The organism is Candidatus Alistipes pullistercoris (assembly GCF_027665465.1).
Taxonomy (GTDB): Bacteria; Bacteroidota; Bacteroidia; order Bacteroidales; family Rikenellaceae; genus Alistipes_A; species Alistipes_A hominis.
This window is the reverse complement of the sequence record NZ_JAQDED010000001.1, coordinates 302,434-318,248: the sequence shown is the minus strand read 5'-3', so window position 1 is coordinate 318,248 and position 15,815 is coordinate 302,434. Positions and strand designations below refer to the sequence as shown.

The window sequence follows — 15,815 nt, the reverse complement described above, 5'->3', positions numbered from 1 at the left end:
GCGGTTCAGAACAATTCTTCGTCCTTCCGGTTGAAATAACGGGTTTCGATGATGCCGGTGGTCGTGTTTTTAACGATGCGGATGGCGCACCGGTATTTCAGCATCCAGCGCAGCCGCAGCGAGAATACCCCTTTGGTCAGGAAGGCGGCTACGACCGGATTGACTCGGAGCTTGATGTAGTCGAGTTTTTTCTCTTTCGCGTAGTAGGCGATCTGTTTTTCGATTTGCGTATCGAGCAGCGCGGCCGGCGTGACCAGTCCGGTGCCGTGGCAGGCCGGGCAGGTTTCGCGCATGTCGATGTGCGTCTCGGGACGCACCCGTTGGCGGGTGATCTGCATCAGGCCGAATTTCGACAGCGGCAGGATGGTGTGCTTGGCGCGGTCGTTCGCCATCATCTCGCGCATCTTTTCGACCAGCGCCGTGCGGTTTTCGCTTTTGTGCAGGTCGATGAAGTCGATCACGATGATACCGCCCATATCCCGCAGGCGCAACTGCCGCGCGATCTCGGCCGCCGCCGCCAGGTTGACGTCCATGGCCGTCTGCTCCTGGTCGTTGTCCACTTTGGCGCGGTTGCCGCTGTTGACGTCCACCACGTGTAGCGCTTCGGTATGTTCGATGATCAGGTAGGCTCCCTTTTTCAGCGAGACGTATTTGCTGAAAAGCGACATGATCTGTTTCGATACGTCGAAATTGTCGAAAATGGGAACGTTGCCTTTATAGAGCTTGACGATTTTTTCCTTTTCCGGAGCGATCGTGCGAATGTATTCGCGCACTTCTTCGTAGACGGTCTGGTCGTCGATGCAAATGCTGCTGAACGAACCGTTCAGCAGATCGCGTATGATGGTGGTCGTTCGGTTCTCTTCGTTGAGGATCAGGGCGGGAGCCGTACTGTTGCGGACGCCCGATATGACTTTTTTCCAGCGTTCGATCAGCGACAGGATGTCGTGCTTGATCTCTTCGTCCTGCTGTCCCATCGCCGCGGTGCGGATGATCACGCCGTAGTTGTTCGGCAGCACTTCCGATGCGATGCGCTTGAGCCGTTTGCGCTCTTCGGCCGAACGGATTTTCTGCGAAATGGATACCTTGTTCGAAAACGGGATCAGTACGACGTTGCGCCCCGCGAGCGACATGTCGCAGGTCAGACGGGGCCCTTTCGTCGAGATGGCCTCTTTGGCGATTTGTACCAGGATCGATTGTCCGCTGGCGATGAATCCGGATATTTTCCCGTTCTTGCCCATCGCCTTGTCGAGGCGCATGGTTTCGAAGTTCGGGATTTTCTTGTTGTTGGTCAGTATGTTGACCAGCTTCTGCTGGGTGGTGAACTGAGGGCCGAGATCCAGGTAGTGGATGAATGCGTCTTTTTCGTATCCTACGTTGACGAACGCGGCGTTCAACCCGGGCATGATCTTCTTGACTTTTCCCAGATAGATATCGCCGACGGCAAATCCCGTTTTGCATTTTTCCTTGTTCAGTTCGACAAGCTGTTTGTCTTCGAACAGGGCGATGGTGATTTCGTTGGAGGTTACATTGATTATTAATTCTTTATTCATCAGTTGTTTGAGGTTTCGTCACGATCCGCCGTCGTCGCTTGGCGATCCTTTGCGCGGGCGGTCGTGGGGGAGAAGTGATCACTGGCTGTTTATTATGCAATAAACCTAAAGACCCCGAAGGGCTCTTTAGGTTTATAATACTAAAGATGCATAAAATATGCGACCTACTTTTTCTTTTTGTGTCTGTCTTTTCTCAGACGTTTTTTCCGTTTGTGGGTAGACATTTTATGCCTTTTCCTTTTTTTACCGCTTGGCATGATTGAAAAATTTAATAAATAAGGTTACTATTTGGTGTTAGCTTTCACCTTGCCCGCAAAGCTCTTGGCCGGTTTGAACGCCGGGATGTTGTGGGCAGGAATTGTGATCGTCGTATTTTTCGAGATGTTACGGGCTACTTTTTCAGCTCTTTTCTTAACGATGAAGCTGCCGAAACCTCTCAGGTATACGTTCTTATTGGCCGTCAGCGAATCTTTGATGCTTTCCATGAAAGATTCCACGATCTGCTGCACCTGCGCCTTTTCGACGCCCGTGCTTTTTGCGATTTCATTAACGATGTCCGCCTTAGTCATAATTACAAGTATTTTTAGTTTAACTTATTTTCAAAACTCCCGCTGGAGTGCAAAGATACATTTAATTTTTGATTCCAACGATAAAAACAACTTTTTTTTTGGATTTCCGAGCGCGCTAACTCTTTCTGTCCTATTTCGTTTCTATACCCTGAGGTTTCGCAAAAATCAGCCCAAAAATCACGGCCGGCCCGATTTCCGTTTATAAATCTTATTCTGAGACGAATAACCGTTCTGTGGAAGGGTAAGTCGCTGTCTGTTAGATTCGTGTCTTTCGGCGCCTGCCGTAAGTATAACGCGGCAAAACGTTTTATAGTCTTTCAGCGGGCAATAAACGGCTGATTTTTGCATTATAATCGAAACAAACGGCCGCATTACGGACTTTGTATTCGGTGGGTTGGCTGGAAAATAATTATCTTTGTTAGTAAAATTCGGAGGAGTTATGAGCGGTGCTAAAATTTTATGGGTGGACGACGAGATTGATCTGCTGAAACCCCATATCCTGTTTTTGAAGGGAAAAGGTTATGACGTGGAGACCTGCAACAACGGTTACGATGCGATCGACCTGGTGGCTGCGCGGCAGTTCGACCTGGTGATCCTCGACGAGATGATGCCGGGGCTGACGGGGCTCGAAACGCTGCCCCGGATCAAGGAGTTGCGGCCGATGACCCCGGTGATCATGGTTACCAAAAGCGAGGAGGAGAACATCATGGACAAAGCGGTCGGATCGAAGATCGCCGACTACCTGATCAAGCCGGTTAATCCGAATCAGGTGTTGCTGTCGATCAAAAAGAACGTCCACAGCCAGCAGTTGGTCACCGAACAGACCACGGCCGATTACCGCAGCGAGTTCGGGCGCATTTCGTCGTCGTTCGCCGATGCGCGGACGTTCGCCGATTGGGTGCAGATCTATCGCAAGCTGTATAACTGGGAGATGGAGCTCTCCGAATCGACCGATCCGGGCGTCCGCGAGATTCTCTCTTACCAGAAGAACGAAGCGAACAACGAATTTGCCAAATTTATCAAAAACCGTTATCTGGACTGGTTCGCGAAGCCCGACGACGATACGCCGGTGATGTCGCAGAACCTGATTCGCAAAAAAGTGTTCCCGGTGGTGGACGCCGCTCCGAAGACTACGTTTTTTCTGATCGACAATTTCCGGTACGACCAGTGGCGGGTGATCCAGCCGGTGCTGCACAGTCTGTTCGAAGTTGAAAAGGAGGATTTTTACTGTAGCATCCTGCCGACGGCGACACAGTACGCGCGCAATGCGATCTTTGCCGGACTGATGCCGGCCGCGATCGACAAGATCATGCCCGACCTGTGGCTGAACGACGATGAAGAAGGCGGTAAAAACCAGCACGAAGAGGATTTCCTGCGCCGCCAAATCCAGTCGCAGGGGAAGGGATACAGCCTGTTTTTCGACAAGATCGTCAAGACGGATTCCGGGAAACGACTGATCGAGAATATCGACAAGGTACATAATGCCGATTTCTCGGTGATCGTTTACAATTTCCTCGATATTCTGTCCCATGCCCGCACCGAGACGCAGATTATCCGCGACCTGGCCGAGGACGAAGCGGCTTTTCGTTCGCTGACCCGCTCGTGGTTCGAGCATTCCGACCTGTTGGAGCTGATGCGGCTGCTGGCCGAGCGCGGCCATACGATCATCATCACGTCGGATCACGGTACGATCCAGGTGGATAATCCGGTGCGCGTGCAGGGCGACCGCGCGACTTCGTCGAACCTGCGCTACAAGACTGGGCGCAACCTCGGCTTCAATCAGAAAGAAGTTTTTGCGATCACCAAGCCGGAGCTGGCGCACCTGCCGAAGTCGAACATCACGTCGACTTACATTTTCGCCTACAACCGCGATTTCTTCGTTTATCCGAACAATACGAATCAGTTCGTCCGCTATTACAACAATACGTTCCAGCACGGCGGCATTTCGATGGAAGAGATGATCGTGCCGTTCCTGGTGTTGAAACCTCGATAACCGACCGTTTGCCGTTATGGAGAATCCCGATGAATGCGGCGTCGATCTTACCCGCTGCTGCTATGCTGACCTCAGGGGCGGAACGTACCGTCTGGCGGTGTTGCCTTGGGGCGCTACGGAGCCGCACAACCTGCACCTGCCGTATCTGACCGATTGCTTGCTGGCGCAGAGCCTGGCCGTCGACGCGGCGGCGAGGCTGTGGCGCGAACGCCGCGTTCGCGCGGTCGTGCTGCCGCCCGTTACGCTGGGGGCGCAGAATCCGGGACAGTGGGACAAGCCGTTTTGTCTGCATGCCCGCTACGAAACCCAGCGCGCCGTGTTGGGCGACATCGTCGCTTCGCTGCGGCGGCAAGGGCTTTCGCGGCTGATCGTGCTGAACGGACATGGCGGCAATTCGTTCCGTAACATGGTGCGCGATCTGGCGTTCGAATACCCCGATTTCCTGATCGCTGTTTCCGATTCGTTCGGGATCGTTCCGCAGCGGGATTTTTTCGAGGAAAGGGACGACCACGCCGGGGAAATGGAGACTTCGCTGATGATGCATTACCATCCGGAACTGGTGGATATCGAACGCGCCGGCGACGGCCGTTCGGAGCCGTTCGCCGTGGAGTCGTTGAACGACCGGACGGCATGGGTGCCGCGCGATTGGAACCGGGTGTCGGAGGATACGGGCATCGGCAATCCGCTGAAATCTTCGCCCGAAAAGGGGGCGCGTTACGCCGAAGCGGTCGTCGACCGGCTGGTGCGGTTGTTCGCCGACCTCGCCGCGCCCGACGGCATTTACGGAGAGCGACGCCCGGAAACAGATCGTTTTTAACGGATTCGTCCGGAATTTTTCGTAGCTTTGTAAACGGCGGCCGGCGTCGCGCCCGAGGGCGTCGTCGGTTTGCCTACAATCGCTAACCTTTTCCGCTATGAAAAATATTCTGCTTGTCTTTTGCCTGCTGGCGGCCGGAACCGGTTTCGTCCGCGCCGGCGGACTGACGCTCGCCTCGCACGGTAAGAGCGGTTATGTAATTATCATTCCCGAAAAAGCCACCCCGGTCGAGAAAAAAGCGGCCGACGAGTTCCGGCGGCTGTTCGCGCTGAGTTCTTCGGTCGAACTGCCCGTCTGTACCGACGCCCGCCGTCCTTCGGCGCGGGAGATCGTGATCGGCAATACGTCGCGGTCGAATTCCGCCGCCGATACTTCCGGCCTGCAGCAGGACGGGTTCGTGATCCGCACCGACCGCAAATCGCTCTCGATCCGCGGCGGCAGCGAAAAGGGGGTGTTGTACGGCGTTTATACGTTTTTCGACAAATACCTCGGTTACCGCTGTTATTCGCCGACCGTGTTCAAATATCCGACGCTCGCGAAGGTGACGGTCGCAGCCGGGATCGCCGACCGCCAGGTGCCGGTCAACCTCTACCGGAACGTCTTTTACGAAGTGGCCGACGATCCGTTCTATGCGGATTGGCATAAGCTCGATCACATGAAACCCGACTGGGGCATGTGGGTGCATACGTTCGCGCAGTTGCTGCCGCCCGACCGGTATTTTGCGGAACATCCGGAATATTACGCCCTGGTCGACGGCAAACGGGTCGGCATGCAGGCCGACGGTCACCTTTGCGCGCAGTTGTGCTTGACCGACCCGGACGTGCTGGAGACGGTCGTCGAAAACCTCGGCGACAGGATGCGCGAGCAGCCCGACGCCCTTTATTGGTCGGTCAGTCAGAACGACACCTATGCCGAGCACGGCTATAACTGCGCCTGTCCCTCCTGCCGGGAGTTGGACGAGCAGGCCGGCGCTCCGAGCGGTTCGGTCGTCGCTTTCGCCAACCGCGTGGCCGCTCGGTTCCCGGACAAAATGATTTCGACGCTTGCCTACCGTTACAGTCGTACGGCCCCGAAAGGAATTCGCCCGGCCGACAACGTCAATATCATGCTGTGCGACATCGAGTGCAACCGCCATCGGCCGATCGAAACCGATCCGACCAGCCGGGCGTTCCGCACCGATTTCGAGGAGTGGGGGAAAATCGCCAAAAGTATCCTGATGTGGGATTACGTGATTCAGTTTTCGAATCTGATGGCCCCGTATCCGAACCTGCGCACGTTGCAGCCGAACATGCAGTATTTCGTTCGCAACGGCGTGACGGCCCAGTTTCAGCAAGGCAATATCAGCAAAGGCGGTGAATTCTGCGAATTGCGGCCTTACTTGGTGGCCCGGCTGCTGTGGAATCCCGATGTCGATATCCGCGCCGAACTGGCCGATTTCCTGTCCGGGTATTACGAGGAAGCGGGGCCGCATATTGCGGCTTATATCGACCTGATGCACGACGAACTCGAAAAGTCGGGCCTGCCGCTGACTATTTACGGCAAGCCGTACGATCATTACGAGAAGGGATATATGCGTCCGGAGCTTTTTGCCCGTTACGAAGTCCTGTTCGACGAAGCCGAAAAAGCGGTCGTATCGAAACCCGACGTGCTCGAACGGGTGCGGGTGGCTCGCCTGCCGCTGACCTTTTCGCTTTTCGAGATCGCCAAGGCGCGCGGTACCGCCGAAGACCGGGTGTTCGAACAGGCGGACGGCCGCTGGAGGGTGCGTCCCGAAATAACGGTCCTGCTGGACGATTTCCATGCGTTATGCAATAAAGTGAAGATTCGGCATTTCGTCGAAGGAGGCGTGTCGCCCGACGAGTATTGCCGGCAGACCCGTGAGGCGCTGGAAGCGGCGACCCGGAAATAAAGTCGAAACGAATGTTCCGGGAAACCGGAGTTTGTTGTGGAATTCGAAAGGAAACGTTTATCTTTGCCCCGTATCCCGGAAAGTACCGGAAACGGCGAGTCGCTGAATTTTGATAAAACGATTTTATGATACTGAAGATAGGTTCGACGGACGATCTGCCCAAGGCGGCGGCCGCGATTCTGGAGTCGCTCGACGGACGTTCCGTCGTGGCTTTCCGCGGCGAAATGGGAGCCGGCAAGACGACGTTGATCCGTGCGATCTGCGATGCGCTGGGCGTAACCGATACGGTGACCAGCCCGACGTTCGCCATCGTCAACGAATATCGCGGAGAGGGGATTCCGCCGGTGTATCATTTCGATTTTTACCGGATCGACCGGATCGAGGAGGCTTTCGATTTCGGGTACGAGGAGTATTTCTACGGCGGCGACCTGTGCCTGGTCGAGTGGCCCGAAAAGATTGAAAGCCTGCTGCCGGACGATGCGATGACGGTACGTATCGAAGTGACCGGCGAGGATTCGCGGACGATCGAGATCGATCCTCAGGACTGAGACGAATTGAAAGACTGATTAAGGTTAAACTATATGAATATGACAAAGAGTGCGTTTTTGTTCGTCCTGCTGCTTTTCTCCGTCCGGGCTTTCGGACAGACGGATACGATTTTCTCGAACAACGAAAAGATCCCGTGTATCGTCAAGGAGATCAAGGAGAGCTCTGTGGTGTACGTGCATCCGGGGGAAGAGCTTCTGAACAGTATTTATAAAAATGCCGTCCAGAAGATCGTCTTTAAGAACGGCCGGGTTCAGGTTTTTGCCGAGGCGACTTCGTTCAATGCGGTCAAGGGCGTCGACGATTACGAAAAAGTGACCGTGACGGCCGTCGAAAGCGAGGTGAAAGGGCTTTTCAAAGTGGGGGATGTCAGCGCCAAAGCGGTGGGAACCACCGAACTGTCCAATCAGGAGCGAGTGAAGAACCGGGCGTACCGGAAGCTTAAAATGGTGGCTGCGATGATGGGAGCGAACGCCGTCTACCTGACCAACCAGCGCACCGAAGGCAATAAGATCGGTTATTTCTCGTCCAGTTCGGCCGAGACGAACCTTACGGGCGTCGCCTATACGAACCGGCTGCCCGATTTCAACGCCTTCAAGGAGCTGCTCGATCGGCACAAGGGAAAGATGACTCAGGTGCTCGAGGTCAGCCTCGGCGGCAGTTCTACCGAATATGCGAAATTTAAGACCAACAAGCCTTTTACGATCGAAAACTTGACCGGCGAAAACGGGTTGATCGTGATCGACGACAAATACCGCGTGGTCGGGTTCGACCAGCAGGGGTTCAACGTCTATTACCGGAACAAGAGCAAATGGTTCAACGTGCGGGTCGATTTCGGGGAGTAATCCGTATCGTGCCGCCGCCGTCTACGGCTTGATCCGGGCAATGATTTTCGGGTCGGAGAGTTCGCGCAGCGCGTCGCGGCCGATCCATGCAGCCGTCCGGTCGGCGGACGCCCCCAGGCGGCGGCTCAGTGCGACGGCCTGCGTGTGGAGCCGCAGGTTACGCTTGCCGGTTTGCCGCAGCGCCCAGTTGACCGCCTTGCGAACGAAATTTCGGGGGTCGGCGGAAGCGGTTTCGATCAGATCGAAAAGCGGGATGAATTTTTCATCGCCGCTTTTTTTGTCTCCGACGGCCAGCGTGGCGATCAGCGCGAAGGCCGTTCGGCGGACGAACTCCTCTTCGCGGGGAGCATAAGCGTAAATTTTGTCGAATGCGAACGGTGTATGCCGCAGCAGGTTCTGGCAGCACATATCGCAGATGTCCCAAGCGTCGAAACCGTCCGTCCAGCGGTCGGCCAGCTCCGGCGTCGTCCGGGCCGGATCGGCGATCATCGGGGCCAGCAACCGGGCTTCGTGCCAACCGGTCTCCCAAAGACTCAACGCCAATTCGTGCTGTCTTTTGTAAGGCTTGGCGATCTTCCGCAGTTGCGTCACCGGGACGCCCAGCGCCCGTTCGTCCGGGATTCCGAAACGTTTCATTTTTGCCAGGTGGTCGGGCGAGGCGTGCGATTTGAGCAGTTCGATCAATTCGGTCGTTTTGTCCATGAGTTCGGGTTGTGTTATCTTTGGAGCAAAATTAATCATAAAGTGAAAAGGTACGATTGTTTGCTGTTCGATTTGGACAGAACCCTGTGGGATGTGGAGCGGAATCAGAAGGAGGCTCTGCGGGTGTTGTACGACCGTTACCGGCTGGAGCGTTTCTGCCCCGATTTCGACGATTGTTTCGGTTATTACGAAACGAGCAACGCTCGGCTGTGGGAAGAGTACCGCGACGGCAAAGTGAACCGCGAGACCCTGCGCAATGCGCGTTTCGAGGAGATGCTGGCTGCGATCGGCGTATACGATACGGAGTTGGCGCGGCGGTTGGGGGACGATTACGTCCGCCTTGCGCCGACTTTTACGAACCTGATTCCGTATGCCGAGAAGGTAGTCCGGGAGCTGAGCGGACGCTATCCGCTGTACGTCGTGACCAACGGATTCAGAGAGACGCAATATATCAAATTGAAAGAGTGCGGCCTTTACCGTTATTTCCGGGGCGTCGTCTGCTCGGAGGAGGCCGGTGCGAACAAACCGTCGCCGGTAATCTTCGGGTATGCCCTCCGTGCGGCGGGCGTCGGGGCCGATGAGGCCGTGATGATCGGGGACGATCCGCAAACCGATATCCTCGGCGCGTCGAACGCCGGCATCGACTCCGTCTGGTTCAATCCGTTCGGCGAAGTCCGCGAGATTGACGCGACCTACGAAGTTTCGGCCCTGTCGGAATTACTGGGAATATTTTAGAAGACAGTGTTTTCTGCACTCTCCGCCCTCGTTCCGTTGTTATGGGGGAAGGTCAGCGGGAACTGCCGGTCGTTTTCCCGATCCATTCGGCGATTAGGTCGAGCGCTTCCGGAGCGAACGTTTCGTCGATGCTGCCGTATTCGTCCGGTTCTCCCGTTTCGCAGTGCTGAAAAAGGTGGTTCAGCCCGGGGAACCGGCGGAATTCCACGTTCGTTTTACCCGCTTCGCGGCAGCTCTTTTCGAGGCCGTCCATATTCAGGTCGCAGTAGACCTGCATGTCTTTCTCCCCGTTCAGAATCAGCATCGGGCAGCGTATCTGCCCGATCAGCTTGCCCGGATCGGAAGCCATAAAGTACCGGTACCACGGGATGTTCATCGGGCCTACCAGTTTCGTCAGCGAGTCCGGTTCGAGATCTTGTTCGCTTTTGAATGTCGGCATCATCTTTTTCACGGTATTGCTGTCCTGCCCTGAAACCCATTCCTTCAGCCTTCGGGAGTAAATAACCTCCGCTTTTTGCTGCGGGTTTGCAATCAGGTCGGAGAAGATGATCCTGTTCAACGATTGTGACAAATCGATGGTCGTTTGATCCTGTATGATTTTTTTCAGGGCGTGTTCCTGCTGGGACAGGAATATTTCGATACCCGGCACGCCCGGTCCTGCCAGCGAAACGATAAAGGCGATGTCCGGATTGTCCTGCGCGGCGATCAGCGCGATCAGTCCTCCTTCGCTGTGTCCGGCCAGTCCGATCTTCGCCGGGTCGATTTCGGGCCGGTTTTTCAGATAACGGACGCCTTCCAGTACGTCGCGGGCGAAATCCTCGGATGTAGCCTGCCGCAGATCCCCGGTCGTCTGGCCGCATCCGCGGTCGTCCACGCGCAGTACGGCGATTCCGCGGCGTCCCAGGTAGTCGGCGATCACGCGGAACGGCTGGTGATCGAACAGCGTTTCGTTCCGGTCCTGCTGCCCGCTGCCGGTGATCAGCAGTGCGACCGGAAATCGCTCCCCTTTTTCCGGCAACGTCAGCGTGGCGCCGTAGCGGATCGAGGAGTCGCCGTTGTAATAAATGACATCCTGTTCGGCGTAGGGGAAAGGCGGTTGCGGGTATTGCGGGCGCAGTTTGATCCGGTCGACGGATTTGCGGAGCGTCAGCGGGAATTTTTTACCGTAGTTATGCCATTCGCCTACGATGCTGTCCGCCTTTATTTTGCCTTTAAAATAAGCATCTGCGGGTTTCTCTACCCTGAATACCACACTGTCTTGTTCATAACCGACCGTCGCCGGATAATCGAATGTGCCCTGTGCCGGGACATTCATCTTCGCTGAAAAGTTTCCCGAAGGGTCTTTTTGTACGATGAACTGCATCCGGAGCCGGTGGGCTCCGGCGACCGCATCTCCTTCGTAAAAATTTGGTTGCAATGGCTCTGCCGTCCGGCTGACGGCAATTACCGGCGTACTCAGCAGAAATATCAACAATATTTTTTTGATCGGGTACATTTTTCCACTGATTATTTGGCTTTGTAATGGTAGTTGTAACGTCGTTCCGGAGCGGATTCCCCGTTCAGGAAAAATTCGGCGATGTCGTCCGGCTTCCGGATATTGTCGGCCCAATGGAAATAGAAATCCGGCCGATCGCCTTGGCCGAGCAACTTTTTCGGGACGGCGATCTCCATCTCGTTCCCTCGCTGCCGGTACCGGCAGGGCGCAACGGTCGTCCAGCGGTCGCCGTCGCGCCGTTTCAGCATGGTTTTTTCCGGCGACCGGATCTCCAGGTTGACGGCGAAATCGTATCCTTCCCAGCCGGTTTTTTTGTCCCGGTCGCCGTCGATGAAAAGCAGCATCCAGTTCGGCTCCCGCCAGCAGGTCATCGGTTCGACGGTTTTGACATAAAAATAGATGAATTTGTCGTCGCAGGCCACACGCGATTCGGCGATGTCGTTGCGGGCGGTACGGTTGACGTAGCGGATGCCCTGCGGCGCGCCGTCGTTGTCCCGCATTTGAAGCTCCCCGACGAAATCCTCGAAGCGGGGCTGCACGTCGGCCCACTCGTCGAAGCGGCCGTCGATCGCGATCGTCTTGCGGGGCGAGGCTTCCGGAGGCGGTTTCATCCCTTTGTAACGGCGGACGTGGGCGGCCAGTTGGTAGAAATAGTTGTCCGAATTTTTTCCGGCCTGCGGCTCCAGGTCGCGGTTGAACTCCTCGTTGAATTCATCGACGAAGTAGGTCTCGCCCTCGGCCAGTTTCCGGTTCTGGAAAGTGATGCCGCCCGCCACGAGTTCGGCGGTGGCCGGCCATGCCTCGGCTTTCCATTCGTTCCATCCGGTAACGCAGACGATCAGCGGACGGAAACGTTCGGCCCCTTTCCACTGCTCTTCGAAAAACAGGCCTTCGCCGGAGCGTGGGCTGTTCCAGTAGCGGTCGTATGCGGGCGTGCTGTCCCGCGTGGAACTTTTCGAACCGTAGGCCGGGTAGTCCCATAACGGGGCTCCCTTGCCGGCGGCCACGGCGATCTGTTCGGCCACCCCGTCGGGGCGCAGGGCGGGCGTCTGCGGATAGTCGTCGAAATAGTGCCAAAACCCGTCGGCGTCCTTGCCGGCCCACATCCGACGCCATGTAAAGGCGTCGTTGATTTTCCGATCGGAGGGATGCTGTACGGGCGACAGCACCAGCGGTTTCCCGTCGAGTACGAACCATGCGTCCCGGTAAGCGGTGTCGCGGTAAAATTCCGTGTAAAACTCCTCCAGTTTCGGGACGGGATTCGTGTTGAAAAAAGGCACGAGTCGGGGCGGATCGTATCCGTTGCGCCTCATATTGCCCGTCAGCCGTAACAGCAGGCGCAGTTCGTCCTTGTCCATTACCAGGTTCGTGAAGTCGAGAAACAGGAAGTCGATGCCCACGAGGCAGAACAAGCTCAGGTGTTTCTGCATGACGTACGCGTCCGATGAGCGGTAATATCCGAGCTCGGGTTCCCCCCAATAGTAAGCCAGGTGCGGCCATTGCGTGCGATCCGGCTCTTTTCGCAGCGTTTTCGAAATGTCGTAGTCCGGCGTGTCGTTGCGCAACGGCCCGTGCCACAGCCAGTAGAACAGACCGACGTAGCGGTTCGGCTTTTCTCCGCCGGTCTGTGCGTAGTTCGGCAACTCGCGCCCGAGGGCGTCCGTCGCTACCAGCGGATCGCCGAAAGCCGAGACCTGCGGCGAAATCCCCGTTGCGCCGCAAGTTCCGTCCGGCGTTCCGGCCCGGATGCCGTCGTATGCCAGCAGCAGGATTCCTGCCGTCAGTAGGGCCGGGATCGTTTTCATCGGTCGGCGGTTATTTCCGTACCGAGAAGTTGTAGACGCCCGATCCGACGTGCAATACGGTGCGGTCGCCCTTCCGTTCGACGGTAATGCCTTCGATCTTGTCCAGCGGCTGCCCGTTTTCGGAAATGGCTTCCGGATCGGCCGTAGGCAAGTAGACGAGCGCCGAGGCGTTGCCCGGGATTTCGACCGTCTGCCGGAACGTCTGCGGCGTATCGTTCCATTCGCTGCGGATCAGTCCGTACGGCGATTCGAACGCGACGCGGGCGCTGCGGATGTCGCCGACGACCTGCGGGTCGATCACAACCTCTTTATAGCCGACCGATCCCGGAGCCTGCGACAGTCCTCCCAGTCCGTTGAACAGCCACGAATAGAGGTGGCCGAGCATACAGTGGTTGTGCGACAGGTAGTCCTTGCTCATCCACGATTCGGCCAGCGCCGTTTCGCCGCAGGCCAGTTGGTAGCCGTATCCCGGCACGTCGTAGCGGCTGTTCATGTCGAACAGCACGTCCGACGCCCCGTTGTCGAGCAGGGCCTGCACGACGTAGCGGTAGCCGACGTCACCGGCCGTCAGCGCGTTGCCGCGGCTGCGGATGTCGTCAATCAGGTTTTGCAGTACGACCGGTTTGTTTTCGGGTTCGACCAGTCCCATGTAGAGCGCCATGGCGTTGGCCGCCTGGCTGTTTCGGTCGTATTTTTTCGTATTTTTATCGAAATATTTGTCGTTGAACGCCTGCTTGACCTGTGCGGCCAGCGCGTCGTAACGAGCGGCGTCCTCCGTTTTGCCGAACAGTTCGGCGACCCGTTTCATGGTGCAGATGTCGTAGTAGTAGATGGCCGTCGCGCTGACTCCGTTCGACGTGAGTTGCGAGTGCGCCGGTTCGCCGGGGCCGATATCGCACCAGTCGCCGAGGCCGTAGGCGACGATATGACCGTCGGCTTTCGACGACAGGTAGTCTACGTATCGAGCCATTTTGTCGTAATTCTCTTCCAGCGGGCGGGTATCGCCGTACCATTGGTAAAGGTACCACGGGATCAGGATGTAGGCGCTTCCCCATTCCGGAGTGTCCAGGAAACCTTCCGAGAAGACCGTGTATTGCGGGGCGATGGTCGGGATCATGCCGTCCGCGTGCTGCGCCGTCGCCATGTCGCCGACGATCTTCGGGAATGCCCGCGAGATGTCGTAGCCGAACTGCACCGACGGTCCGATCAGGTGAGACTGTTCGAGCCATCCCAGTTTCTCTCGGTGCGGGCAGTCGGTGAACACGCTCGAAAAATTGCTGCGGATCGCCCAATCGATCAACTCGTAAATCCGGTTAAACAACGGGTTCGAGCAGGCGAACGCGCCGACCGGCGCGGCGGAGTTGGTCGTATGCAGACCGGTCAATTCGACGATTTCGGGCAGTCCGTCCGGGTTCGGCTCGCCGGCCGGAACGGCTCCTTCGACTTCTACGTAGCGGAAACCGTAGTAGGTGAACTGCGGCTGCCAGGTTTCCGGCTCGCCGGTACCGAGCGTCGTGTAGCTGAGTATATAAGGGCCTCCCGACGAACGTTGGTTCGCGGTGCTGTCGCCGCCTTGTAATTCGGAAGGGAACATCCGTACCGTATGTTTGCCGTTGGCTTTGACCGTCAAACGGACGATGCCCGACGCATTCTGCCCGAGGTCGTACAGGTAATTGCCCCGGCTGTTTTCATATTTGCGCACGGTCGGCAATGCCTGGCGGATTTTCAGCGGCGTGGTACGCTGCGAGCGCAGCGGGCTGTCGAATTTCGTGAGAACCGCATCCTGCCATCCGCTGTCGTCGAACCCGGCCTCTTTCCAACCTTGCTGCACGAGGTTCGCATCGAAATCCTCGCCGCCGTAGATGCTCGAAAAAGTGATCGGGCTTTGCGTGGTTTTCCACGACGCGTCCGATACGATCGTGTCCGACGTGCCGTCTTCGTACTCGATTTCCATCTTCAGAAGCATTTTCGGAGCGCCGTACGATCCGACGAATTTCGTGTAGCGTTCGTTCGGGATATTGAAAAAACCGTTGCCGAGCATCACGCCTACGGCGTTTTTCCCCTGTTTCAGTCGGTCGGTCACGTCGAACGACACGTACTGCGCTTCTTTATCGAATTTCGTCCAGGCCGGGTCCAGAAAATGATCTCCGGTCTTGGCGCCGTTGAGGAACAGTTCGAACTGACCGAGCCCGCAAACGTAGGCCGTCGCGCGGCGCACCGGCTTGTTCACCGGAAATTCGCGCCGCATTTGCGGCAGTTTGTAGCGGCCGATCACCGGCAGGTGGCGTCCCAATCCGTCGGTCACCGTCAGGCTGTCGATGTCGGGTTCGAATGCGATCCACCGTGCTCCCGACCAGTCGGCCTGCGATAGCAGTCCCATTGCGAAAGATGCGGTGCGCGCCCACGGGGACGCTTTTTTCGTGCCGTCCCATACGCGGACGCTCCAGTAGTATTTTTTTGCCGCTTCAAGCGGTTCGCCTGCGTAAGGGACGAGTAGCGATTGCGACGAAGCGATTTTTTTGCTGTCCCACACGTTGCCCGTGCCGCGTTCGACCGCTTCCGGCGTGTCCGAAACGATGATCTGGTAAGCGGTCTGTACGGCGCCCCGTGTCGGGGCGTACAACTGCCAGCTGAAACGCGGCGTTTGGGTTTCGATGCCGATCGGGTCGGTCTCCTGCTCGCATTTGAGTTTGTCTGCGCCGAAGGATTGTCCTTGTGCTGCGCCCGTTCCGAGCAGCAGCAATATGCCTAAAAGTCCGTATGAACGGATCGCCGAAAAGTTTTTCATTGCTGAAAAGATTGATTCGTGTGCTAAAATACGCTTTTTGTACCGTTTCTCAAAACGGATT

At 56.7% G+C, this 15,815-nt stretch carries 12 protein-coding genes; 6 read left to right on the top strand and 6 right to left on the bottom strand.

Going from position 1 to position 15,815, the window contains the following annotated elements; all coding sequences use genetic code 11:
* Positions 1-5 precede the first annotated feature (5 nt).
* Together PGR91_RS01470 and PGR91_RS01465 are read right to left on the bottom strand one after the other, a co-directional pair.
* Positions 6-1,550, bottom strand: coding sequence for an Rne/Rng family ribonuclease (locus PGR91_RS01470; protein ID WP_101571782.1), 1,545 nt, complete (start codon positions 1,548-1,550; stop codon positions 6-8).
* 284 nt (positions 1,551-1,834) lie between these two features.
* The gene (locus tag PGR91_RS01465) at positions 1,835-2,119 is read right to left on the bottom strand and encodes an HU family DNA-binding protein (RefSeq protein WP_055202566.1); all 285 of its coding nucleotides are present in this window, start codon (positions 2,117-2,119) and stop codon (positions 1,835-1,837) included.
* 439 nt (positions 2,120-2,558) lie between these two features.
* Here PGR91_RS01465 and PGR91_RS01460 point away from each other — a divergent pair, with 439 nt between their 5' ends.
* The 5 genes from PGR91_RS01460 (at position 2,559) to PGR91_RS01440 (ending at position 8,229) form a co-directional block, all read left to right on the top strand.
* Positions 2,559-4,112: a PglZ domain-containing protein gene (locus PGR91_RS01460; RefSeq protein ID WP_055202564.1), complete on the top strand. Its 1,554-nt coding sequence runs from the start codon at positions 2,559-2,561 to the stop codon at positions 4,110-4,112.
* Between the two features lie 16 nt (positions 4,113-4,128).
* A complete protein-coding gene (locus tag PGR91_RS01455) occupies positions 4,129-4,929 on the top strand; it encodes a creatininase family protein (protein ID WP_118655460.1) in 801 nt (266 codons plus the stop codon).
* Between the two features lie 97 nt (positions 4,930-5,026).
* Complete coding sequence (locus PGR91_RS01450) at positions 5,027-6,838, top strand: DUF4838 domain-containing protein (protein WP_118655458.1); 1,812 nt, start codon at positions 5,027-5,029, stop codon at positions 6,836-6,838.
* Positions 6,839-6,963: 125 nt separating this feature from the next.
* Positions 6,964-7,386 (top strand): tRNA (adenosine(37)-N6)-threonylcarbamoyltransferase complex ATPase subunit type 1 TsaE, encoded by a 423-nt coding sequence (tsaE, locus tag PGR91_RS01445; RefSeq protein WP_055202558.1) that lies wholly within the window; start codon positions 6,964-6,966, stop codon positions 7,384-7,386.
* Positions 7,387-7,425: 39 nt separating this feature from the next.
* A complete protein-coding gene (locus PGR91_RS01440) occupies positions 7,426-8,229 on the top strand; it encodes a hypothetical protein (RefSeq protein ID WP_145996519.1) in 804 nt (267 codons plus the stop codon).
* A 21-nt stretch (positions 8,230-8,250) separates the two neighbouring features.
* On the opposite strand, the gene PGR91_RS01435 is transcribed toward PGR91_RS01440, so the two are convergent.
* Positions 8,251-8,931, bottom strand: coding sequence for a DNA alkylation repair protein (locus tag PGR91_RS01435; RefSeq protein WP_118655456.1), 681 nt, complete (start codon positions 8,929-8,931; stop codon positions 8,251-8,253).
* Between the two features lie 42 nt (positions 8,932-8,973).
* Between PGR91_RS01435 and PGR91_RS01430 the strand changes: the two genes are divergently transcribed.
* Positions 8,974-9,666, top strand: coding sequence for a YjjG family noncanonical pyrimidine nucleotidase (locus PGR91_RS01430; protein WP_172970731.1), 693 nt, complete (start codon positions 8,974-8,976; stop codon positions 9,664-9,666).
* Between the two features lie 52 nt (positions 9,667-9,718).
* Here the strand turns inward: PGR91_RS01430 and PGR91_RS01425 are convergent, their stop codons facing one another.
* The 3 genes from PGR91_RS01425 to PGR91_RS01415 are packed head-to-tail and all read right to left on the bottom strand — an operon-like array spanning position 9,719 to position 15,754.
* Positions 9,719-11,161, bottom strand: coding sequence for an alpha/beta hydrolase family protein (locus PGR91_RS01425; protein WP_118655454.1), 1,443 nt, complete (start codon positions 11,159-11,161; stop codon positions 9,719-9,721).
* A gap of 11 nt (positions 11,162-11,172) precedes the next feature.
* On the bottom strand, positions 11,173-12,966 hold the full coding sequence (locus PGR91_RS01420; RefSeq protein ID WP_118655452.1) for a hypothetical protein: 1,794 nt from the start codon (positions 12,964-12,966) through the stop codon (positions 11,173-11,175).
* Between the two features lie 10 nt (positions 12,967-12,976).
* Entirely contained in the window at positions 12,977-15,754 is a 2,778-nt protein-coding gene (locus PGR91_RS01415; protein WP_118655450.1) for a family 78 glycoside hydrolase catalytic domain, read from the bottom strand.
* Between the last annotated feature and the right edge of the window lie 61 nt (positions 15,755-15,815).

What these genes read in the sequence shown, in the direction of transcription:
- PGR91_RS01470 (WP_101571782.1), bottom strand. Translation starts at nt 1,550, where the DNA reads ATGAATAAAGAATTAATAATCAATGTAACCTCCAACGAAATCACCATC.
- PGR91_RS01465 (WP_055202566.1), bottom strand. Translation starts at nt 2,119, where the DNA reads ATGACTAAGGCGGACATCGTTAATGAAATCGCAAAAAGCACGGGCGTC.
- PGR91_RS01460 (WP_055202564.1), top strand. Translation starts at nt 2,559, where the DNA reads ATGAGCGGTGCTAAAATTTTATGGGTGGACGACGAGATTGATCTGCTG.
- PGR91_RS01455 (WP_118655460.1), top strand. Translation starts at nt 4,129, where the DNA reads ATGGAGAATCCCGATGAATGCGGCGTCGATCTTACCCGCTGCTGCTAT.
- PGR91_RS01450 (WP_118655458.1), top strand. Translation starts at nt 5,027, where the DNA reads ATGAAAAATATTCTGCTTGTCTTTTGCCTGCTGGCGGCCGGAACCGGT.
- tsaE (WP_055202558.1), top strand. Translation starts at nt 6,964, where the DNA reads ATGATACTGAAGATAGGTTCGACGGACGATCTGCCCAAGGCGGCGGCC.
- PGR91_RS01440 (WP_145996519.1), top strand. Translation starts at nt 7,426, where the DNA reads ATGACAAAGAGTGCGTTTTTGTTCGTCCTGCTGCTTTTCTCCGTCCGG.
- PGR91_RS01435 (WP_118655456.1), bottom strand. Translation starts at nt 8,931, where the DNA reads ATGGACAAAACGACCGAATTGATCGAACTGCTCAAATCGCACGCCTCG.
- PGR91_RS01425 (WP_118655454.1), bottom strand. Translation starts at nt 11,161, where the DNA reads ATGTACCCGATCAAAAAAATATTGTTGATATTTCTGCTGAGTACGCCG.
- PGR91_RS01420 (WP_118655452.1), bottom strand. Translation starts at nt 12,966, where the DNA reads ATGAAAACGATCCCGGCCCTACTGACGGCAGGAATCCTGCTGCTGGCA.
- PGR91_RS01415 (WP_118655450.1), bottom strand. Translation starts at nt 15,754, where the DNA reads ATGAAAAACTTTTCGGCGATCCGTTCATACGGACTTTTAGGCATATTG.